Here is a 20,720-nt window from a genome sequence, read left to right as displayed (position 1 = left end):
AAAACATATGAAAAAGATTCTTCTTATCTGCCTATTTATAATCATGAGCTTGCTGCAAGCCAGTCCACAAGTTGCGTACGCGCAAGACGTGGAGTCTTTTGTACGGGACTTTTATAAATGGTATCTGAAGCAATCGCTGGCGACAGACGATCTTCCTGTTTTTGATCAAGCCATATTTAAATACGTGTGCAGATGTACAGCCAAGCGAGTTCAGTTTGACTATAAGAGGGGAGTAGGCGGGGATGATGCTGATTACTATCTGAAGGGGCAAGACGTTGGACGAAAAGATCTGGAAAACCTGATGGTTGGTAAATCAATTTCCGTAAACGAGAGTCTCAGTCTTGTGCCTGTGAGTATGAGCTATCGCAAAGAATACGCAGCTTACGTTGTGGTTTATGTGGAAAAAAATAAGGGTCATATGTGTATCAGTAAGGTAGAGCGTAACATTGGATTCAATCGTCGCGCGCCTGTGTATTGATTCGTTGTGATACTTGGTTGGCGGAGTCTTGCTATGTGCTCTCAGGCTTGAATCAGAGCCTTTGTGCTGGCATGTCTTCTCTGCATATTCAAAGCTGGCCGCAATCCGCGCTTAAAAGTTATTCATGCATGCGCCCGGTGAGCAGTGTTTCGCCGGGCGCAGTTTGCAAAATCAACGTAGGAATAAATACATGTGCATCCGCAAAATGCTTATTTGCGTGCTCACAAGCATGCTGTGTCTCGGCGTTTTTTGCCCTAATGCGGCAGATGCAACGCAAACGCCGCAGGAATTTGTTAAGGAATTTTATGAGTGGTATCTCGTCAGGTACTGTGAATTAGTTGATATTTTTAAAGAGGAAAAGTTGCCAGAATATGTTGATGAGTCACTTATTGAGTATCTCAAAAAGAAAAGATCACCAGATTTATATTATTTTACGCAAATGGGCGAAACGATGCAATTTAATAAAGATTGCCGTGTGCTTGTGAAGAATGTTCTTACGATGACAGACGATATGTATGTTGTTCCTGTAATATTTAAGGGAAAAGATTTTTATAATGTCGTAATCGCGTATGTAAAGAAATCTGGATCAGAATTTAAAATTGCATCCATATCCGATGCCTACCCATACTAAATTAGCAGGAAATGTATATGAAAAAATTTCTCCTTATATGGTTTGTTTTTGGAATAGGATTGCTTCAATCCTGCCCACAAGTTGCGCGCGCACAAGATGTGGAGTCTTTTGTGCAGGATTTTTATAAATGGTATATGAAGCAATCGCTGCTGACAGATGATCGTCCTGTTTTTGACGATGCCATATTTAAGTACGTGTGCAAATGTACAGCAAAAAGAGTACGCCTTGATTATAAAAGGATGGTTGGTGACGCTGATTATTATCTTAGGGGGCAAGACTTTGGAAAAGAATTGCTGGATAACCTTATTGTAGGTAAATCCATTGATGTGGACGATAGCCTCAGTCTTGTGCCGGTGAGTGTGTCCTTTAGAAATGAGTACACACCGTATATTGTAGTTTATGTGGAAAAAACAAAGGGTCGCATGTGTATAAGCAAGGTAGAAGATTCCCATGGGCCTAATTTCCGTGAGTCTGTGTACTGATTCGTTGTGATACTTGGTTGGCGGAGTCTTGCCATGTGCTCTCAGGCTGAAATCAACTTGGTGCAAACCATATCGGCTAGAGACATGGGCAGGCCAGCAAAATCACCAATAAAGAGTAAACTACATGCAAGAATTCGCAGTTAGAAGTGTTCGCCAGAATGATTTGGAGAGTATAGCTGAAATAGAATCCGTGTGCTTTCCTGCGGCTGAAGCCGCCTCACGGGCCTCCTTTAAGGAAAGGATTGCGGCTTTTCCTGAGTCTTTTCTTGTGGCTGAAGTTGGCGGTAGATTGGTAGGGTATATTAACGGATGCGCTACCGATAGCCCCGTCATATACGATGAACTCTTTTATAGCACCTCTCACCACAATAAGACTGGGGAAAACCTAACTGTTTTCGGGCTGGCTGTGATTCCAGAATTTCGGAAGCAAGGCATTGCCTCCCAGCTCATGAAGAATTTTGTGCAAACAGCTAAAAAGTTAGGCAAAAAGAAAGTCATACTGACGTGCAAAGAGCGACTGATTCGCTACTACGAATGCTTTGGTTATATGAATGATGGAATTTCGAAATCAAGTCATGGCGGGGCGCAGTGGTTTGATATGACGCTTGGGCTTGATACGTAAAGTAAACTGTAAAAATTGCAGTGTGGAAAAAGTGGTTTGCTTCTTTTCCACGCCGCTTGCGGTTCTTTTGGAATTGCCAAAAAACAAGCCCGGCTCTTGGCCGGGCTTGTTGCGTATATCTGCGGGTTAATCCCAGTGACGCTTGTCTTCGATGGGTCTGATCTGCGGGGGCAGGCTGCCGGGAGCCAGCACGCGCAGTTCGGGGCGCAGTTTGATCTTTTCGCGGAACTGGTGCAGCAGCTCTTCTTCGCGCTTGAAGCCGCTGGTTTCCACAAACAGGGTCATTTCGTCGATGCCGCCGGGGTTGGTGACTTCGATCTGCCAACGCTTGATTTCTTCAAAGCGGCTCATGACCTGTTCAACCTGATGCGGGTACACAAACATGCCCATGATGCGGGCGGTGGTGTCCACGCGGCCCACAATGCTGCCAAGGCGCGGGCTGGTGCGGCCGCAGGCGCAGGGGCTGCGGTCGATGTATGAAAGGTCGCCCGTGGCAAGGCGGATGAGCGGGTAGGTCTTGTTGAAGGCCGTCACCACGATTTCGCCCACTTCGCCGTCCTTCAGCGGGATGCCCGTGTCAGGATGGCAGATTTCCACGTAGCAGCGGTTGGCAATGTGCAGGCCGGTTTTGTGGAAGCATTCGTAGCCGATGCAGCCCACGTCGGCGGTGCCGTAGCCCTGACGCATGACGAGGTCGTACTTCTTTTCCATCTGGGAGCGCATCTTTTCAGACAGGCGCTCGCCGGTGACAAAGGCCACTTCGAGGAAAAGATCCTTGCGCAGGTTGAGGCCTTTTTCTTCGGCCTTTTGCGCAAGGTGCATGAGAAAGCTGGGCGTGCCCACATAGCCGGAGACGCGCAGCTTCTGCATGATGTCGAGCTGGGTGGCGGCGTCTGTGGGGCCGGCGGGAATAACCGCGCAGCCCAGGTTGCGCAGCGGCTCTTCAAACATGAGGCCAGCGGGCGTCAACTGGTAGTTGAACGTGTTCTGCACGGCGTCGCCGGGGCGAAAGCCAACGGAATAGAAGGCTTCGGTGTAACCCCAGTAGTCTTCTCCACGGTCTTCGGGATCGAAGATGGGCCCAGGCGACAAAAAGATGCGCTTGAGCTCGCCGATATCCTTGGTCAGCAGACCGCCCAGGCGCGGCCCCATGGACTGAAGGAAGATAAGTTCTTTCTTCTTCAGGATGGGAATGTGCTTTATATCGGTAAGTGTTTTGAATTTCTCCACATTGAACTGCGCACGGTCGAAGCGTTTTTTAACGTCTTCTGAATAGCGGTATGCGTAGGAGAGCAAATCTTTGAGCTGAATAAGGCAGTACTGGCGACGCTCACTTTCGTCCAGTACTTCTCGGCGGCTGTATATGCCTTCTGTGCGGTCTTTACGGGTCATACCTACTCCATGGGGCGCGGTTGGTTTTGCAATTGGTGAACATAGACACTCCAATTGTAAAACGCAAGCATTTTTTTAAAAATTCAAGTATAACAAATAGTTATATGAATAAATTTTTTGCGGCATCGTGCGCCTTTTGCACGACCTTTCATTTTTGCAGTTGTGTTGCGCTGCCTGACGCATCGGTATCATTGCCATTTTTGTCGCTTGGGGCTGCCGCGCCAGCCAGATCAAGGCAGCGGGCGCGCAGACTGTCGTACACAGGCTCGGAGCGCAGGGCATTGGCGGTGAAGGCGGCAATATAGGCCGTGAGCACCACCGTGGGAATATTGTGGAACGATCCTGTCATTTCAAGCAGCAAAAATGCGCCAGTCAGCGGCGCGCGCACAGAACCGGCAAAAAGGCCTGTCATGCCGAGGGTCAGCACTGTGGCGGTCTGCTCCGGGCTGATAACTCCGGCAGATTGTAGGCCCGCGGCCATGCATGCCCCGCCAATGGAACCCATGAGCAGTACGGGCATCAGCAGGCCGCCGGAAACGCCGGAGGCAAAGCTTATCCATGAAAAGGCCATCTTTACCGCCAGCAGACCAAACAGGCCCAGCAAGGGCAGGGGCAGGCTCTCAAGCTGCAAGGTGCTGAAGCCAATACCCACAAGCACCTGCGGGCAGAGGTAAAGCAGCACGCCAGCCAGCATAAAGGGCAGGAGCACGCGCAAGGGGCGGGGCATCAGAGGGCTGTGGTCGGCCCAAAGGGTGAGCCGCAGCAGTATCAGATTATAAAAAGCGCCCAGAACGCCCATGCCAATGCCGACAAAAGGGATGATCCACCACTGCGTCCAGTGGATGAAGGGCTGTTGCGCAAAGGGGAACACCAGGCCGAATCCAAGCAGAACCTGCACCACAAACCACGCGGCAAGGGCGCACACACCTGTAAACAGCAGCATGGGGGCGCTGAGGATGGTTTTCATTTCTTCAAACGCAAAGAACATGCCCGCCAGAGGCGCACCAAAGGCGGCGGCAAGCCCGGCAACGCTGCCCCCCACAAGGTAACGCGGCAGGCTCTGCCCGCTGCGCTCGCCCCACAGGTGCCCTACGCCAGCCCCCACGGCTGCGCCCATCATGATGGAAGGCCCCTCGCGGCCAACCGACAGGCCACCGCTGAGGGAAACGAGCGTTCCGGCAAATTTGCACAGCAACACGCGCAGCCAGTTCATGCGCATTTGCCCGCGCACCATCAGCTCCACCTGCGGAATGCCACTGCCGCTCACGAGGGGTTCAAGGCGCAGGGCCAGCAGTGCCAGCAGGGCCAATATCGCCAAACCGCCGAAAATCCAGGCGGCCACAACAGGGTCATAAAGGTCGTGCTGGCGTATGGTGTGCACAAGCGCGGCGTTGATGTGGTCGTAAGCAAGGCGAAAAAGGCCGATAACAGCGCCAGTGACGCCGCCGGTAACAAGGGCCTGCATGATGACGCGCCTGACGCCAATGTTGCGCAGGGCATCGAGATCCCGCAAGGTTGGGGGTATGGGACTGTGAAAAGGCACGATAAATCCTTGATTTGATCTGTTGACGGGGGGAAGTATGGCCGGAAGAAAGCCATATTTCAAGCCGTTGTGCAAAATTCTTAAAAAAAAGCTTGCCAAAGTCAGCGCAAGTAGATAGAAGACGTTTCCAGCCGCTGTGAAAGAGCAAACGCTCTGGCGGTAAGGCCTAATGGGCCGAGGTAGCTCAGTTGGTAGAGCAGGGGACTGAAAATCCCCGTGTCGGCAGTTCAATTCTGTCCCTCGGCACCATAAATTTCAAGGACTTAGGCAAAAAAGCCTAAGTCCTTTTTTGTTTTGTAGGTAGAACTCTCCCCCGCCTCTCCCCCATCTGGAAATGACGGAGCGTGTATTTGGATGAAGCGGCATGAAGATATTGCCTTCATCAGCCAGTATACTTCGGCATATGCTTTTGGCACAATTGCCAGAAATGGAGGCGTGCTGTGGCTTGGACTAATCTACCATCCTTGGAAAGATACCTTAAAATGATCCCCCATTCTGGATTTGACGATCGGATTCGTTTGGAACCGTTGCAAATAGATTTGCTATTTCGGCTGACACCTCCAAGCTTGGCGTATGCTCTTTTTTCAGTATCAGAGGTAATGAAAGATTTGTTCCCCGTGAACTTTGGTGGAAATTCGTATTGCCAAAATTGGGGCTTTATCGTCGTAGATGGCACGCCTGAGTCTGGTAAGGAAGACGCCACGGAAAAGGGAGTGTCAAAGAAGGAACTGTTGGGGTTGCTTGGCCAAAAAAGCTTTGTCAGTATTGATAGTGATCATCGGCGGGATAAGCGAACTTTTGTGGATTGCCTTATAAATAGGAATAAGGATCTTGATGCGTTGTATTACGGCGTAAGGGGTTCAATGCCATTAATTCCTTCAAAACGGCGTCATAAAAGTCTTCTTAATGTCTTTTGTTGTGTTGGCAATGATAAGGCTTTCGCTCTGTTAAAGCAAAAAAATATGAGTCGTATTGGGCTGTTGAATAGGTTCTTGTTCGTGCGTAGTGATGTATGGCCTACAGTTTGCGGAGAAAAAGAAGGCATTGAAGCTATAGTTAAGGTGGCAGAAAGCATTGTTAGAGAAAAGGTTGTGAAGAGTGTTGCTATCCCTAATCATGAGGTGGACACAATCTATGCTTACTGCGATCACATAGCGGAAGAGTTGAAAGATTTCGTGTATATTAGAGGGCAGGTTTCAAACATTGTTAATCTATATAGAACGGTACTTATAAAGCTATATGCAATTCTATTGCTCTTCAAAAATGCCACAAAAAGCGGAAGATATGGCTCTATGATGGATATTGCGGATGCACTAGCTAGACTCTTAATAAACGCCCATCTCATGATTATGAATGAGATGTCGCGCAATAAGCAATTGTATTATGAGCTATTTGACTATATGAGATATGCTAAAAATCTCACATTTCGTGACATCACAAGAAGGTTTCAATCTGCTGACAAAACTGTACTAAGGTACTATGTAGATTTTTTCTGTAGTAATGGTATTTTGGCTGAAGTAAAGGCGCATAGATTTTTGAAAAATCAAAGAGAAATGACGTTCTTCATATTCTGTGACCACTGAATAACTCCCTGGCAGTAGTTGGTAAATGACGCTACTACCAGGAAGTTTCTGTTGCATTATGATTTTGTTTCCCTTCCCTCTGGGAGCTCAAGTTGCTGTTGGGGAAGTACACTGTTTTGCTTGCGAGCATCGAATTCTTCAGCTGCAAAAGCCGCAGCAAATACCCCTGCAATTCCCGCCACCATGCCGCCTATAAATACCCAAGTCTTGCTCATATTCCTGCTCCTTTTGTGTTCACGAAATGACAGAAGGCGGGTATTTCCCGCCTTCTGCATGCCAGCACGATTGTGAGCTAGTCGTCCCAGTTGTCCTTGATAACCTGCAATACAGCGATGGCTACAGGTATCCACGCAAGTGGGTTCATATGCCCTCCGTTGTTTTTAGCAGCGCGGGATGCGCCGCTTTTTGTTAAACGTAAAGAAACGTAATATTCCAGTTCGGTGCCACGGCCTAAAATCGAGGGGTACCATCATACTTCACCACCCTTGAGCAAGGCAGCCTGCAGCATGGCAAACATGGCAGGCACCAGATCAGGCAGATCGTTGACCACCTTACTCGTGTGTGGCAGCAGGTGTGTTATGTGTTCATCCCGAATGCCGAGTCCGTAAACTTCAAAACCAAGTTTTTGGGCCACCCCTATGGCATTGTTTGCAGCAAGTTGGTTGTCCGGCATGCCGTCAGTGATAATCAGGATCATCTTGCGCTGCTCTTTAAGGGGCAGCATGGTTTGCAAAACCCACCACATGGCCCCAGCTAAGGGGGTTCCGCCAGAAGCCCGAATGTCGAACCTATCTGGCAACGGCTGCCCATGCCGCATGATTGGGAATACAGAATTGGTCACCGAGACTGCGGGAAAGGCCGTCACTGCCGGATTCACGCCACGAATATGGCTCAGCGCAGTTGTCACGGCAAAGCAGGCTCGATTGGCAAGATTAATCGGTGCGCCAGCCATGCTGCCGCTTACGTCCAGCAGGATATGGACAGCCGTGTTAAGACCCTGGTGCACAGATTCTTTTTGGAAAACACGATCATTCCCAACTTGCAGACGGTGTAGTGAACTGGGATGCAGTGTTCCTCTACGCCCGATGCTGCAACGTCTTTGTGTCTGCGCCTGCAGAAAGCACTGAAGGCGTGTACGCAGGGCGATGCTGGCCTGAAGGGCTTGCAGCTTCTGGTCTGCAGGCAACGGTGCTGCTTGTCGGGTGCCTTCCACGGCAACGGTCAGCGCGTCACCGGCGGATTCAACGCTGCAATTGGTAAGCTCAATCGCCATGATTTCCCCGATGTTTTGGGGTAAGTCTTGTGCCTCCGCATGAAAAAGAGCTTTGAGCGGTAACGCGTTCAAAGCCCTCGAATGTTGAACCGGCGCAGAGGCGCAAGCCGATTCATGTTGCTGGTCGATTTGTGAGGTAGAATCGTTGGTCTTTTCTTTAGCCTGACGCACGGCTGTTTTATTGTTTGCGCTCGTGTATTTGCTGCTTTCAGTTGGTTGAGGCGGTTCCCACTGTCGGATGCATAGGGCGATCTGTTTCGCGTATTCAATCGCTGCCTTTGTATCAGGGCAATGGATGTAGGCCTTGACCATGATGGCATCCAGGGCCTCTATCAAGCCGGGAAAATGATGTTCCATAATGCTCGCCGCATGTTGCCGTGCCGGGGTCACCTCATTCACGTCCCAAGCACGCACCGTCAGCAGCACATAGTCCAAAACAGCAAGGGCCGGGGACGAATCCCCGGCCCTTGGCTGTGCTTGCTCTACAAAGAATCGTCGTATCAGCCAGTTCAGGTTCCTCCGGCAGCCGGGGAAAATGCCCGACAGCTTCTTTTCAACACGCCAATCTTCAAGGCAGTTAAACAAATTAAAGGTCACAGAATCAAGGTTTGCAGCTTTCAGCACGCTAAAATCAGTGTGTCGGATATGGCCGGATTCATGATCCACAAACGACCTCGCCAATGCCAGCAATTCGGGTTCACAATCCATTGGCAATGAGGGCAAGTGAATTACCTTACCGTTGGTGCAGGCCTCATTGCCGCCAATACGCACCTGTACCCCGTAGCGGTCGCCAAGGATAGACGCCACAAGGGGCAGGCAGTTGAGTACATCTTTTGTGCGTATCATGCGTCACCACAGACCCAAGCTAGGTATGGCAGGGTGCGGCAAAGCGCTGTCAGCCACGTGGATGTCGGGCAGAATAGGCACGTCATCATATCCATCAGCAGCACCGTCTACCTGCATTGAGCTGCCATCTTGCTCAGCTATAACTCCCGGACCGGCCAGCAGGGCATCCAGCACAAAGGCCGGGCCATAACCCTCAACAACTTTTTGGGCGTGGGCCACAAGGGCCGTACTGTCCTTGAGCAGGCAGACCAGCCCCTGCAACAGCAGCAGGTCTGTGCCAGTGATATTGCCCTTTTTGGGCATGCGCTGCAGAGCCGCTTGCACGATGTCAGCAACCGGGGCCACATGCGGCTCTACAAAAGACAAACCATTGAGCTTAGCATGCAGGGTGCGCAATGGCGAGAGCGCCTTGTGGGTTACCTCCGTCTTGCCGTGGTAAACCCTGCGCCATATATCGTCAGCCGACTTGGCCACCTCATCAAACAGGGTGCCGCCCAGGCCCTGCACCTCTTCCGCCAGACCGGCTTCCAGCACAGCGGTGTTGTCTGCGTGCTGCTCAAGCGGGGCCACCTTATACAACTGCCAGCGGAAATCCATGCGGGCGCGTACGTAATCAGGCCCCACAAGGGAATTGCGAATAATTTCGCCCCACTGATGGTGCTTCTCAATCCATGCCTGCACATTTTGGTCATAGCCAGCCAGAAACGCTTCCTTTTCTTTCTGGAATTCGGCACGGATGTTGAGCAGCTCCTGCACGATCTCGCCGGCCTTTTCTTCAGGTATTGCCCAGCCAGACATGAACCGTACCCCGTGCCGGTCAAGGTAGTTGAAGGCTCGGGCCTTGAGTGTGCCGAATACTTTGAGGTTTTCCGGATCGGCAATGCGCTTGGAACCCAGTGATGCCAGATCTTCGGGGGGCAGCTCTGCGCCGCCCAGGTCTTCTTGGCTCATTTTGCGTCGGGCCGACCACAGGCTGACGTTGAGATTAAGGGCCAGCAAGTTATCCAAAATGCGTATGTCAGAAATAAGTTGTGCCATTATAGCCTCCTAGAATGAACTTTTTGTAGTATTGAGTGAGTAGCCTTCGTTGAGCTTCTTTGCTGCACGGGTTTCAAGCTCCATCACGGAACTGTTGCCCTCACAGTTTTCGGCGGGAATAAAGTGCTGCTGGCCAACGGTGTCCGGTTTGCCCCACTTCAGCGTGAGCCCCACAGGGCTAGCCTCGCCGATCCAGAATTTGCCGTCTTGTTTTTTGCCGGAAAGGTTGTGAATTACCTGAAGATGAACGAGGGGCTTGGCCACCGTAGGTGTGTGGTGCAGATGCCCACGCATGAAGCGTAAGGCTTGCTCGCCTTGCAGGGTTTCTGCTTCTGCCGTTACGGTTTGGGGGGATTCAACTTCCACCTGTTGCGGGAACATGCGTTGAGCCAGCTCGTGCAACATGGCGCGGGTTTCACGGCTTGCACGGTAGGCCAGCGCCCGGTCGAGGGCGTAGGTGACAGACTGTACGCCCTGATGGGCTAGCGGCTGAAAGCGAACGGTCAGATCACCCCAGCGCAGCAAACTGCGCGTGGAGAATGTAACTTCAATGGCGTTGGTCAGATTGCCGGTAGAAGCCTCGCCCATGAACAGCTTGCGAACCTCATTGGCGTAGTCCACCATAGTGGCACACAACGATTCGGGCAGCGAAGGGAAGCGCCGGGCAAGTAGGCTTTTTTCCACATCGGCAGATGGGTAGCCCACTTCGCAGATGGTAAACCGGTCCAGCCATGCAAGATTCTGCCTCTGGGTTCCATGGTAGAGGCCGGTGTCATCGCCACCGCCATTGGTATTGGCCGTGGCAACCAGGCGGAACATGGGGTGCGGCGCAATCAGTTCACCGCCGTTTTCTGCTATGCACAGGGGGGAGCCGTCCAGCACGCTGTTCAGGCCTGCTGCAATTTCAGGGGATGTCAGGTCGATCTCATTCAGCAGCAGAAGTGCGCCGTAGCGCATGGCAAGCGCAAGCGGACCGTATTCAAAGGTCATGTTGCCGTTTTTAACCGTCAAATGACCAACCATGTCAGCAAACTCCAGCCGCCCGTGCCCGGTAACCTCAAAGACGGGATAGTTGAGTCTGGCTGCCAGCTGCTTGATGCATGTTGTTTTACCGCAGCCAGTAGGGCCGAATACGTACAACGGTTCCTGTGGGTTGAGAAACCAGACCACAACATCGCGGCTGGACTCATGGAAGATATAGTCAGGGTCAATGGCCGGGGTGTAGGCCGAAGGAGCGGCGTAGCCCCTGACCGTGGTGCCGGAGCGCTTGCCGCTGAAAACCTGCCCGGCATCAAGATCGGCGGGCTGAAGAGAATCAAGTTCGTCAGTAAGGCGAGTTTGCATTTTTTCTCCAATGTGTCCCATTGACACGTTTAACTTGAATGTACACAATGAAGACAAAGGAGATTCCTATGTCTACGGTAACGGCACGATTGGATACGGACACGCAGGCACAGCTTGAAAAGCTTGCCGCTGCTACCTCACGGTCTCGTTCCTGGCTGGTGGCAGAGGCGGTAAGGCAATATGTGGCAGAACAGTCCTGGCAGGTCGAAGCCATTCAGGAAGGTGTTCGTCAGGCAGACGAGGGCAAATTTGCTTCTGACCAAGAGGTAACGGAAGCATTTACTAGTTGGGGCGTCCATGCAAAATAGGCCTGTGCGGTGGCTCGCTCTAGCGCTTGAGGATTTGCAAGGCATCGCGGCGTATCTAACCGAAAAGGACTCAGATGCAGGGCAACAAGTAGCCCAATGCTTATGGAATGCTGGGCAAAGCCTTGCCTCCTTGCCTTCTCAAGGAAGGACTGGCAGGGTCGTAGGGACCCGTGAGTTTGCTCTGACAGAAATTCCGTATTTTATTGCATACCGCGTTGTTAAATCCGAAGTACAGATACTTAGTGTTCTTCATACCGCCCGACGTTATCCACAATAATCACGCAACTACAATTTTCCTTTCCACATACATCCCAAACGGTTTGCCACGAAAGTTACCGCGAGTTTCAATGTCGTCATAATCTTCGCCAAGACGGATGAACAGGAAGTCGTCGCTGGGCAAGCTGTCCATGAACGCTTTCACAAAAGCCACTTCAGCAAATTCATCGTCCCACTTTTTTCTCTTCCACAGAAAGACAACAAACCCGGTACGTTCATCGATTTTGCTGGGTTCGCTACCTATGAGCATTTTGATTGCTGCAAAGTTGTCGGGATTGTTCCTTTCTGCCCCAGCAAGAGCCGTTTTTTGTCGGGCACAGGGCCACATCAGAATAATACCCCATGATAATCTCCCGAAGCTCAGTTTATGGGCGAAATGCTCAATTTTTCGAAAGGTGAGCCTGTGCGCTCGCAACGGGCCAGCAGGGTGTCCACGTCGATGCCGCCCATGTGCTCAGAGTTAAAAATCTCGGCAAGCTCCTCGCGCAAAGCATCCCTATCCAACGTGGTTCGGCCTGCTGTCACTGACATACGAAAGCGGTAGTTCCCCGTGTCTACCCAATCCCGTGTGCCAGCCTGGCGGTGAACAAGCTTGAGCACCGTCTCCATCTCTTTTATTTCGCTATCCAAAGCGGTGTGCTGCTCCTTGAGGGCCGCCAGCTTTTTCAGAGCTGGTTCCCATTGGGGCATTTGCACGCCCTGCGGGAATTTGGGGCAGTCACCGTTGTGTTCGCAGTACGAGCACAACGGATAAAAACCTTGAGCGCAATCTACCTGTGCCAGAGTTATGTGCCCGGCGCGAAATGCTGCAAGCTCGCCCCAAAGCTGTGCCGCATGGTCAAGGGCCGTATCAAGCATGGCCTGGTTGAAGCCATAGGGGCCGAACGCTTTAACCTCTTTCATGGAAAGGCAGAGCAACCATGCTTCCATGCTTGTCTCGGCAGCAGTTGGGGGTATCTCAAAGCCAATCTGAGCACGGCAAAGTTGGGGGAAGGTTATTTTTTCATGCAAAAGCGTGCCGTCTTCAGCACGAAGGCTGAAGACGGGCTTGCTCCACGCTTTTGTTAGAAGGCCGATTTGTCCGTGTAGTTGCAGCAGATGGGAATCATGAGGCGAAGCTGGCAGCTTGTCTGTGCTTTTCACTTCTAGAATGCGTATGGCATTAACAGGCGCACCCCAGACCAGCACAAAATCGAGATGAGCCTTGATAGGCACGCCTTGATGCTGCCAGTTGATCTCAAGCTGAGGCAGTACGTGCAGGCCCAGTGATACAAGAGCCTGCCCAACACCAGATTCAAACCAGTGCCCGCGTTGCAGCGTAAGCAGACGCTCCAGGCTGTTTGTGGTGGGCAGCACCTTTCTGGCCAGTGCAGCCCGTGGGCATTCCCAGTGTTGGCCGATGTCGCTCATACCAACGTAACAGGTGCGGTCGCCCAGATGGGCAAATGTATCTTTGTGGGCAACGGCTTGTAGGCCCTGTCTGATTAGAGCCCGCAATCCTTCAGTGCGGTCCTTCTGTGCCATGGTGTTTAGCCTCCATAAAAGCGAGAGGGCCGCCATCAGGCAGCCCTCTCACTCGGCATTTTTATTTTTGCTATGCGGCGTCAATATACTTCCACCACAATTTTCTCTGCGGGTTCCAGCGGAAGCCCGCGCCAGTCAGTAATTCCTTTTTGGCCTGCGTGTTGCCGGTGGCAATGATGCAAGGCCGTCCGTCCTGAGCGGTAACTTGCTGGTAGGTGATGCCCTCCAGCGGTGGGAGATTTTCAAGGCTTGCTGGCGGTCGATTTGATGGGGATGAAATGTTGTTTGCAGTGGATAGTTCGCGGTGACGAGCTTTTTGCGATTCAGGGGCAATTACAGGCAATTTAGGCCGTGTAGGCGATTTTTTGCCATTTTTAGCCCCTTCGCCATCGTCATCTTCAGTTACCATGCCCAACATGGCGGTTAGAGCGTAGCGCCGGGCGTATGTTATTGCCGATCCCATACCCTGCGGGTCGGCCTTGGGTAGCGGCACCACAGCAAGAGAACTTTGCCATTGCCCTGATTCAGCGTGAGTCAGTTTGGTGACCAGCCCAAGGGAATTAGGCTGTTCAACAGGCACCGGGTACTGGCACAGCCAGATGCCGTTTTCGATAAGCGCATCTCGGCAGGCGTCCATGACGCTGTTGAGGCTGGCGTACCAGCTTTTGGTGAAGGGATTTTCTGCGTCTTTGGTGACAGGTTGCACGGTTCGCTGTACGTTGAGCAGGGCCTTAGCCAAATCGGTAATGTTTTCTGACTGGTAACGGTTCATCTGAAAATCCTCCTGAGATAACAGAACGGCAAAGCCCTGCCCAGCTTAGTGCTGGACACGGCTTTTGGGGAAGATTTGAAACGTAGCTTCTCTGTTCTTAACACCATAATATATTTTTAAAATTTGATGATTGATGGCTTTAAATAAGGTCAAATATATTAATCGACCGCTGGCTCCAGGATGCTTTGAAGTCTTCCTCAGCCCTAACGGTGCGATTTCACGAATGCCAAAAAAATGAAATTGCCTAGTCCAAGGAATATGTACCTATGGGCACCGGGATGTAACAACCACGGAGCCCCTGTGGCTGTTTGGCATAGACAACCATCTTGTCGCCTTAAGGCGAGGGGGCAGCCTCATTGACGAGAGCATTGATGCAACGTAGATTTGGGACATGGAGCAGCAAACCAGCAAACCACGCAACTTTCCGTGTATACTTCTTGTTGCTGTGCTCTTTTTTTCATCTGTCTTTGGGGTGTTCCCTCACCCTGATGATAATGCCGTCCAACTTGGCGCAGGATACAGCCACTCGGCTGACGTGGTACATAGCCACTCGGAACATCCAGACGGTGTCATCGAGTTTCCTCAAACCGTTGTTGTCATCGGGAATAGCGGTTTCCAAGCCCTTGTGGATGGGTACATATCCTGCGTCCGCTCCCGCCACGGGCTACCCCTTGAACGCCCACCAGAACTCTCTTCACCACGCGCTTAGCGCAAAACGTTACGTTCGTCTTCCTCCCCTTTGCCTCCAGTAGGATCAGGGGTGTTGGCTGGCACGCATCTGGTGTTTCGGCACTGCTGATGTTCTGCCTTCTAGCACTTCCAGACGCCTTTGCAGTGGACTCTATGGTGCATTTGGGCGGTTAGAGGGAAAGATCTGCTAGCTTGCCCCTCCCTAGCTCGCCCACACACATGTGCCGATGATGACTGGAGAATCACGCCGTGCCCCCGCGAAGGGGCTGTTGGAGGATTCATGAAACAGAAACATCGACTTCTTGTGGTGACGCCCATATTCGTGGTCGCCCGACTTGGCAACCTCCATGGAAGCGAGGTTGCACTCTCCGTGCAGGAGAAGACGACCGTGGGAAACCTCTATAAAGTAACGCGGCGGATGTTTCCGCCAGTGAAATGCATCAAAAAATAATGCACAAACTTGATGGGGCCTCACCCACCAAGTTGTTGAAGGTTTTTTATATCCCGTGGAAATACCGCAGTTTTTCGTCGGAGGCATTGACCAGAAAAAGTATGAGCGGGTTAGCCAATGTCATTGGCTGCCACCCAGGCGTGGCGAACCTGGATTTCGAGGGTGACAGCGTACAGATTCCAGCCAAACAGGCTTTTTGTAAACAACCAGATACAGTTGGAGATAGCTCATGAATTGTCCACATTGTAATGTAACCTTGATGATGACCGAGCGTAACGGCGTCGAGATAGACTACTGTCCACAGTGCCGAGGCGTGTGGCTTGATCGTGGGGAACTGGATAAGATAATCGAGCGGGCGGGCGCATTGTCCCCCGTAGCTGTTCCGCAACCCGTTACCCAGCAGGGCTATGCGTCACAGCCCCAGCAGCCTGCATATACACAGTCCGCCGTCCACTCGCAGTTCGGGGGACATGGCAGCCACCATGATAGCCACCACAAGGACAATCATGGCTACGGCCACAACAAGAAGAAATCCATGCTTTCCGAGCTGTTTGACTTCTAGGCCAAAGACCAGCCGGATGGCCGAGACCACGTTCTGGGCCATCCGGCGCATTAACCATACAACGCCTCCGGCGACAGGATGATCATGACCCCTGATTTCTTTGACTCCACACGCGCCACCGGCCTGAGTGAACCCGAGGCCGCCCGACGACAGCAGGTCGAGGGCTACAACGAGCTGCCTCAAGGGACCAGACGCGGCGTGTTCACCATCGCCCTGGAGGTCATGCGCGAGCCAATGTTCCTGCTGCTCGTGGCATGCGGCAGCCTGTACCTGCTCATGGGCGAGCTTTCGGACGCGCTCATGCTCTTGGGCTTCGTTTTCGTGGTCATGGGCATCACCATCGTGCAGGAACGGCGCACCGAACGGGCGCTGGACGCCCTGCGCGACCTTTCCAGTCCACGCGCTCTGGTGCTGCGAGACGGGCAGCAGCGGCGTATCGCCGGGCGTGAGGTAGTCCGGGGCGATTTGCTGCTGCTTTCGGAAGGCGACCGCGTCCCGGCTGATGCGGTCCTTCGCCAGGCCCTCAACCTGTACGCCGACGAGTCCCTGCTCACGGGGGAGTCTGTTCCGGTGCGCAAGGCCAGCTCCGAGGCGTCCACTCAAACAGGCAAGCCCGGCGGAGACGACCTCCCCCATGTGTTCTCAGGCTCGCTTATCACCAGGGGGCAGGGTCTGGCCGAGGTGGTGGCCACAGGCCCACGCACGGAACTTGGAAAGATCGGCAAGGCGCTCCAGGCCATCGAACAGGAGAAGACTCCGCTTCAGGGCGAGACGGGCCGCATGGTCAGGCAACTCGCTGTTGTAGGTCTGGGGCTGTGCGCCGTGGTTATAGTAACCTTTGCCCTGACTCGGGGTAACACGCCGCAGAGTTGGGGCCAGGGAGTGTTGGCTGGCATCGCAATGGCCATGGCCGTGCTGCCGGAGGAGTTCCCTGTCATCCTGACCATCTTCCTTGCCTTGGGCGCTTGGCGTATTTCCCGTAGTCGTGTCCTCACTCGGCGGATGCCCGCCATTGAAACCCTTGGCGCTGCCACGGTGCTCTGTACGGACAAGACCGGCACCCTCACCCACAACCAGATGACCGTGCGCCAGTTGTACAGCGACGGCCAGATATTCGTCGCCAGCCCAGACGCAACCTTGCCGGAGTGCTTTCACGCGCTGCTTGAGTACGGAGTGCTGGCAAGCAAGAAGGAGGTTTTCGATCCCATGGAGCGCGCTTTGCGCGATATGGGCGACGACCTGCTGGGCGACACGGAGCACTGGCACGACCAGTGGGAAATGGTGCGCGACTACCCGCTTTCCCCGGAGCTGCTGGCCTTGTCACACGTCTGGCGTGCAACGAGCGGCGATACATTCATTGTGGCCGCCAAGGGCGCACCAGAGGCCATCGCCGATCTTTGCCACATGGAGCCGAAACAGGTCGAGGCCTTGGTAGAACAGGTTTCTCGCATGGCCAAGGAGGGGTTGCGCGTCCTTGGTGTGGCGCATGCGCGTTGGTCACAGGATCAACTGCCCCAAGAGCAGCACGACTTCCATTTCGAGTTCCTCGGTCTTGTCGGGCTTGAAGACCCGATCCGGTCCACGGTTCCAGCAACGGTTCAGGAATGCTACACTGCGGGTATCCGGGTGATCATGATCACCGGTGACCACCCCGATACGGCCCGAAGCATCGCCAGACAGATCGGCCTGCGTTCCCAGGAACAGGTCGTCACAGGCCCGGAGTTGGACGTGATGAGTGATGAGGAGTTGGCCAGCCGCATCCCGAATGTTGACGTGTTCGCCCGTGTAGTGCCGGAGCAGAAGCTCCGCCTTGTGAACGCCCTCAAGGCCAACGGCGAGGTCGTGGCCATGACTGGTGACGGGGTGAATGACGCCCCAGCCCTCAAGGCCGCGCATATTGGCATCGCCATGGGCGGGCGTGGCACGGATGTGGCGCGTGAGGCCTCGGACCTGATCCTGCTTGATGATGATTTCGGCTCCATAGTGCGGGCCGTCCGCCTTGGAAGGCGTATCTACGACAACATCAAGAAGGCCGTTGGATACACCCTGGCCATTCATGTTCCCATCGCGGGGCTGTCCATCCTGCCGGTGTTCTTTGCTGACTGGCCATTGCTCCTTCTTCCCGTCCACATCGTTTTCTTGGAGCTCATCATCGATCCGGCCTGCTCGCTTATCTTTGAGGCCGAAAACGCGGAAAAGGACATCATGCTCCGGGTGCCGCGCAGACCGGACGAGCGGCTTTTCAACTTCCAAGTGGTGATGGTCAGTGTGCTTCAAGGTGGGGGCGTCTTGGCGGCTCTCCTCATAATGTACTGGTTTTCCGGAGTTTTTGGGCATGGTGGGGAGGACAGTCGACGAGCCTTCGTGTTCACCACGCTTGTGGCGGGGAATTTGGCGCTTATCCTGACCAACCGCTCTTGGGTGCGCAACTTTGCCGCCATGTTCCGTGAACCAAACGCCGCGCTGTGGTGGGTCGTTTGCGGTGCGGGAGTGATGCTTGGGCTTGTGCTGAGCGTTCCGGCACTGCGAGACGTCTTCCATATGGGGGCGTTGCAGCCCCAGGAGGTCGGACTGTGCGTGCTGGCAGGATTCTTGAGCGTTGGTTGGTTCGAGGTATGGAAACAATTGCGAAGAAGGTGATCGGGACATTGACGAGCAGGTGAGAATCCATCATTGACCGCTATCAATCGCTGCCCGCTCGCGAAGACGGCCCAGCCCGAGCAGCAGCGGCCAGTAGCTGTTGCCAGTGGCCTGGACTGGGCAACCCCAAATTCGTTCTGGACTGCCTTCTCTCCAACACCATCTACGCCTTGTCCTTCTGTTTGCTGGCAGATTGAGCGACAGTATAGGGCGCTAACGTATGCTCATCACAGGCTGGGGCATACCCCGCCGTGTACTTCGGCTTTGTCGTTTTGGATTTTGGCAGCGCTTGGGGACAGTTAACCCTCGGAGTTGCATGTGTTTTACTGTTGTACTAAAATTGCTTTCTAGTTGAAGAAATAATGAGCGCAGAATGCCATGCAAAGCACTAAACATACGATCAAATCAGAATCCCCAGTAAACATGTTCGGTTTTTCTACCGCAACATTTTTCAGATCGTTATGTGCTTTCATGATGCTTTTAGTATTGTTCTCGCCCATTATTGATATGGTCAATGATTATGTGGGAAACAGTCAAATTTCTACACTCCAGCCGCAGCACGAATCAAATGAACATCATGACCATCATGAACCCATAACCCACTTTCTTTATTCCACGTCCGGCATTTTAAGGGCTGCGCCTCCGCATTTTTTTGCGCCGTGTTTTTCTTTATTGCAGCACATCTACTGCATTGCACTCACCATAGAACACCCGCCTGAAGAGCTGCTTTTTTCCTAAAGCAGATTCTTTTCGCAACTTTTCCTATCAGGTTGTGGGCGCTTATTGCGCCCACAACCTCTATAGGCATGGGAGACTGTTCTATGCTTGATAAAGCCGTGTGCTATGTAAATGGCTGGCTACAGAGCCAGCGCCATAGGCTACATATTCCTCAAACGTACCTAACGTGGTGTTCCCAAAAAACCAATGCAAGTTGGTGGCATGCTTATGCTATCAAGCACCGCCCCTGGCGGCCGCATGTTTGTGTGCCCTGCGAATGGATTACGCAATTAGTGCCGAGCTCTGGGCATGTTTTTGAAGTGGGGTGCGGCAGCGGCGCGAATTTGATCTGGCTGCAACAAAAGGGGTTTCTGAATTTGGGGGGGAGTGATATTGCCGCTTCTGCAATTGAAATGTGCAATTTGCTGGCAAGCTACTATAAAACAAGCATCAACACAGTTGTGGACGATGCTTTGCACCCCCAATTCAAGCCCAAAAATGTGGACGTGCTGCTTTCCGTAAATTGGCTATATCATATTCCCGGGGCCACATTGGAGGATATGTTTAATGTTTATGGAGAATGCGTTAACCTAGGCGGGTATATGGCCTTTGACTGTATCAGCGCAAGATATAACTCGAAGCCTAACAATAACTACCATACAGCAGACCTGCGCTTGTCCCCAGCCAAAAGGCGACCGTCTGAATATACATTCCGTATGACTAGCCGCGAGGTTGAAAACTGCGCTTCTAAGTATGGTTATGTAGTGCAGAAGAAAAGAGAGTTATGCACCTTTCCTCCACGCAATGTGTATATTGCAAAACGGTGTTTCTGATAGTTGTTTAAATATAAACAGGAGTGTTTAATGTTCATCTATCAAAAAGGTTTATGTGTTGGGGTGGCGTTATGCGTTGTGCTGCTCTTTACAACTTTTTCAGCGGCGAACGATAAACATTCTTGCAGGTCAGGAAATGGTAATTCTATTCCTCCCGCCGCATATGCAAATACATGTGGAGGCTGTCATATTGCATACCCTGCATGGTTGCTGCCAGCAACCTCATGGAGCAAAATTATGAGCAACCTTGGTGACCATTTCGGCGCGGAAGTGACAGTGTCGCCAGAAGACGCAGCTATTGTTGAAAGCTGGCTGAAAGAGCAGGCGGCTGGCTCTGGCGCTAGCCGCCGTGGAGATAAAGTTGCACGTCACCTTTCAGGGCAAAGCCCCTTGCGCGTGACCGATACTCCATGGTTTGCACACAAACACCGCAAAGTGCGTGATTCAAAAAAATTTGCGGACTGTGACTCTTGCCACAAGGAAGCCGCTCAAGGCATCTATGACGATTAATATTGCGACGCTTCTGCTGAAAAAAATGGATTTTTTTGTTGTAGTTTTTTCAGTAGAGGGGATTGATACATAGTGTGCCCTTGGTTGCAATAACTGAAGAAGAAACGCATTCATCACCAATGTATTAACATCAAAGAAGGCCACTCGCAGTTGAGTGGCCTTCTTTGATGTTAATACGCTAGGTAGCCTTGTTCTTTAAGTGGTG

The 20,720-nt window shown here is 52.4% G+C and carries 21 protein-coding genes, 1 tRNA gene and 2 pseudogenes; 14 read left to right on the top strand and 10 right to left on the bottom strand.

Going from position 1 to position 20,720, the window contains the following annotated elements:
- Positions 1 to 7: 7 nt before the first annotated feature.
- The 4 genes from NE637_RS05235 (at position 8) to NE637_RS05220 (ending at position 2,213) form a co-directional block, all read left to right on the top strand.
- The gene (locus NE637_RS05235) at positions 8 to 478 is read left to right on the top strand and encodes a hypothetical protein (protein ID WP_227119317.1); all 471 of its coding nucleotides are present in this window, start codon (positions 8 to 10) and stop codon (positions 476 to 478) included.
- A gap of 190 nt (positions 479 to 668) precedes the next feature.
- Positions 669 to 1,109, top strand: a complete 441-nt coding sequence (locus NE637_RS05230; RefSeq protein ID WP_215648266.1) for a hypothetical protein — start codon at positions 669 to 671, stop codon at positions 1,107 to 1,109.
- Between the two features lie 17 nt (positions 1,110 to 1,126).
- Complete coding sequence (locus NE637_RS05225; protein ID WP_215648268.1) at positions 1,127 to 1,591, top strand: YqhG/Tai3 family protein; 465 nt, start codon at positions 1,127 to 1,129, stop codon at positions 1,589 to 1,591.
- 124 nt (positions 1,592 to 1,715) lie between these two features.
- Positions 1,716 to 2,213 carry a GNAT family N-acetyltransferase gene (locus NE637_RS05220; RefSeq protein WP_215648270.1) on the top strand — a complete coding sequence of 166 codons (498 nt, stop codon included), beginning with the start codon at positions 1,716 to 1,718 and terminating at the stop codon, positions 2,211 to 2,213.
- Between the two features lie 126 nt (positions 2,214 to 2,339).
- Here the strand turns inward: NE637_RS05220 and NE637_RS05215 are convergent, their stop codons facing one another.
- Both NE637_RS05215 and NE637_RS05210 read right to left on the bottom strand, forming a co-directional pair.
- Complete coding sequence (locus NE637_RS05215) at positions 2,340 to 3,605, bottom strand: phenylacetate--CoA ligase family protein (protein WP_022659670.1); 1,266 nt, start codon at positions 3,603 to 3,605, stop codon at positions 2,340 to 2,342.
- A gap of 148 nt (positions 3,606 to 3,753) precedes the next feature.
- Positions 3,754 to 5,148, bottom strand: a complete 1,395-nt coding sequence (locus NE637_RS05210; RefSeq protein WP_227119318.1) for a chloride channel protein — start codon at positions 5,146 to 5,148, stop codon at positions 3,754 to 3,756.
- A 173-nt stretch (positions 5,149 to 5,321) separates the two neighbouring features.
- Between NE637_RS05210 and NE637_RS05205 the strand changes: the two genes are divergently transcribed.
- Positions 5,322 to 5,397, top strand: a tRNA-Phe gene (locus NE637_RS05205).
- A gap of 191 nt (positions 5,398 to 5,588) precedes the next feature.
- Positions 5,589 to 6,731, top strand: coding sequence for a hypothetical protein (locus tag NE637_RS05200; RefSeq protein WP_256267609.1), 1,143 nt, complete (start codon positions 5,589 to 5,591; stop codon positions 6,729 to 6,731).
- A gap of 56 nt (positions 6,732 to 6,787) precedes the next feature.
- Here NE637_RS05200 and NE637_RS05195 read toward each other — a convergent pair whose 3' ends face one another.
- From NE637_RS05195 to NE637_RS05180, 4 genes and pseudogenes are all read right to left on the bottom strand, one after another.
- The gene (locus tag NE637_RS05195; protein ID WP_256267608.1) at positions 6,788 to 6,946 is read right to left on the bottom strand and encodes a hypothetical protein; all 159 of its coding nucleotides are present in this window, start codon (positions 6,944 to 6,946) and stop codon (positions 6,788 to 6,790) included.
- 254 nt (positions 6,947 to 7,200) lie between these two features.
- A complete protein-coding gene (locus NE637_RS05190) occupies positions 7,201 to 8,850 on the bottom strand; it encodes a cobaltochelatase CobT-related protein (RefSeq protein WP_256267607.1) in 1,650 nt (549 codons plus the stop codon).
- A 3-nt stretch (positions 8,851 to 8,853) separates the two neighbouring features.
- Positions 8,854 to 9,888 carry a DUF3150 domain-containing protein gene (locus NE637_RS05185; RefSeq protein ID WP_256267606.1) on the bottom strand — a complete coding sequence of 345 codons (1,035 nt, stop codon included), beginning with the start codon at positions 9,886 to 9,888 and terminating at the stop codon, positions 8,854 to 8,856.
- A gap of 369 nt (positions 9,889 to 10,257) precedes the next feature.
- A pseudogene (locus tag NE637_RS05180) lies at positions 10,258 to 11,232 on the bottom strand (AAA family ATPase); the annotation flags it as partial.
- Positions 11,233 to 11,300: 68 nt separating this feature from the next.
- On the opposite strand from NE637_RS05180, the gene NE637_RS05175 reads away from it, so the two are divergent.
- Together NE637_RS05175 and NE637_RS15880 are read left to right on the top strand one after the other, a co-directional pair.
- Entirely contained in the window at positions 11,301 to 11,540 is a 240-nt protein-coding gene (locus NE637_RS05175; RefSeq protein WP_256267605.1) for a CopG family ribbon-helix-helix protein, read from the top strand.
- Complete coding sequence (locus tag NE637_RS15880; protein ID WP_371740816.1) at positions 11,530 to 11,817, top strand: type II toxin-antitoxin system RelE/ParE family toxin; 288 nt, start codon at positions 11,530 to 11,532, stop codon at positions 11,815 to 11,817. The genes NE637_RS05175 and NE637_RS15880 overlap by 11 nt, the downstream gene beginning before the upstream one ends.
- On the opposite strand, the gene NE637_RS05170 is transcribed toward NE637_RS15880, so the two are convergent.
- From NE637_RS05170 to NE637_RS05160, 3 genes are all read right to left on the bottom strand, one after another.
- A complete protein-coding gene (locus NE637_RS05170; protein ID WP_256267604.1) occupies positions 11,818 to 12,144 on the bottom strand; it encodes a hypothetical protein in 327 nt (108 codons plus the stop codon).
- Between the two features lie 32 nt (positions 12,145 to 12,176).
- Positions 12,177 to 13,340, bottom strand: a complete 1,164-nt coding sequence (locus NE637_RS05165) for a hypothetical protein (RefSeq protein ID WP_256267603.1) — start codon at positions 13,338 to 13,340, stop codon at positions 12,177 to 12,179.
- Positions 13,341 to 13,410: 70 nt separating this feature from the next.
- Positions 13,411 to 14,112 carry an ERF family protein gene (locus NE637_RS05160; protein WP_256267602.1) on the bottom strand — a complete coding sequence of 234 codons (702 nt, stop codon included), beginning with the start codon at positions 14,110 to 14,112 and terminating at the stop codon, positions 13,411 to 13,413.
- 970 nt (positions 14,113 to 15,082) lie between these two features.
- On the opposite strand from NE637_RS05160, the gene NE637_RS05155 reads away from it, so the two are divergent.
- A complete protein-coding gene (locus NE637_RS05155; RefSeq protein WP_256267601.1) occupies positions 15,083 to 15,253 on the top strand; it encodes a hypothetical protein in 171 nt (56 codons plus the stop codon).
- A gap of 229 nt (positions 15,254 to 15,482) precedes the next feature.
- Positions 15,483 to 15,596, top strand: a pseudogene (locus NE637_RS05150) (TFIIB-type zinc ribbon-containing protein); the annotation flags it as partial.
- Positions 15,597 to 15,665: 69 nt separating this feature from the next.
- Here NE637_RS05150 and NE637_RS05145 read toward each other — a convergent pair.
- On the bottom strand, positions 15,666 to 15,866 hold the full coding sequence (locus tag NE637_RS05145; RefSeq protein WP_256267615.1) for a hypothetical protein: 201 nt from the start codon (positions 15,864 to 15,866) through the stop codon (positions 15,666 to 15,668).
- Between the two features lie 33 nt (positions 15,867 to 15,899).
- Between NE637_RS05145 and NE637_RS05140 the strand changes: the two genes are divergently transcribed.
- The 4 genes from NE637_RS05140 (at position 15,900) to NE637_RS05125 (ending at position 20,515) form a co-directional block, all read left to right on the top strand.
- Complete coding sequence (locus tag NE637_RS05140; RefSeq protein WP_256267600.1) at positions 15,900 to 18,455, top strand: cation-translocating P-type ATPase; 2,556 nt, start codon at positions 15,900 to 15,902, stop codon at positions 18,453 to 18,455.
- Between the two features lie 378 nt (positions 18,456 to 18,833).
- A complete protein-coding gene (locus NE637_RS05135; protein ID WP_192113455.1) occupies positions 18,834 to 19,193 on the top strand; it encodes a hypothetical protein in 360 nt (119 codons plus the stop codon).
- A gap of 83 nt (positions 19,194 to 19,276) precedes the next feature.
- Positions 19,277 to 20,005 (top strand): class I SAM-dependent methyltransferase, encoded by a 729-nt coding sequence (locus tag NE637_RS05130; protein ID WP_256267599.1) that lies wholly within the window; start codon positions 19,277 to 19,279, stop codon positions 20,003 to 20,005.
- 30 nt (positions 20,006 to 20,035) lie between these two features.
- Positions 20,036 to 20,515 (top strand): diheme cytochrome c, encoded by a 480-nt coding sequence (locus NE637_RS05125; protein ID WP_256267598.1) that lies wholly within the window; start codon positions 20,036 to 20,038, stop codon positions 20,513 to 20,515.
- Positions 20,516 to 20,720 lie beyond the last annotated feature (205 nt).

Origin of the sequence: Desulfovibrio desulfuricans, assembly GCF_024460775.1 — a bacterium.
In the GTDB taxonomy this organism is placed as follows: domain Bacteria; phylum Desulfobacterota; class Desulfovibrionia; order Desulfovibrionales; family Desulfovibrionaceae; genus Desulfovibrio; species Desulfovibrio desulfuricans_E.
This window is presented reverse-complemented; position numbering and strand designations above follow the sequence as displayed.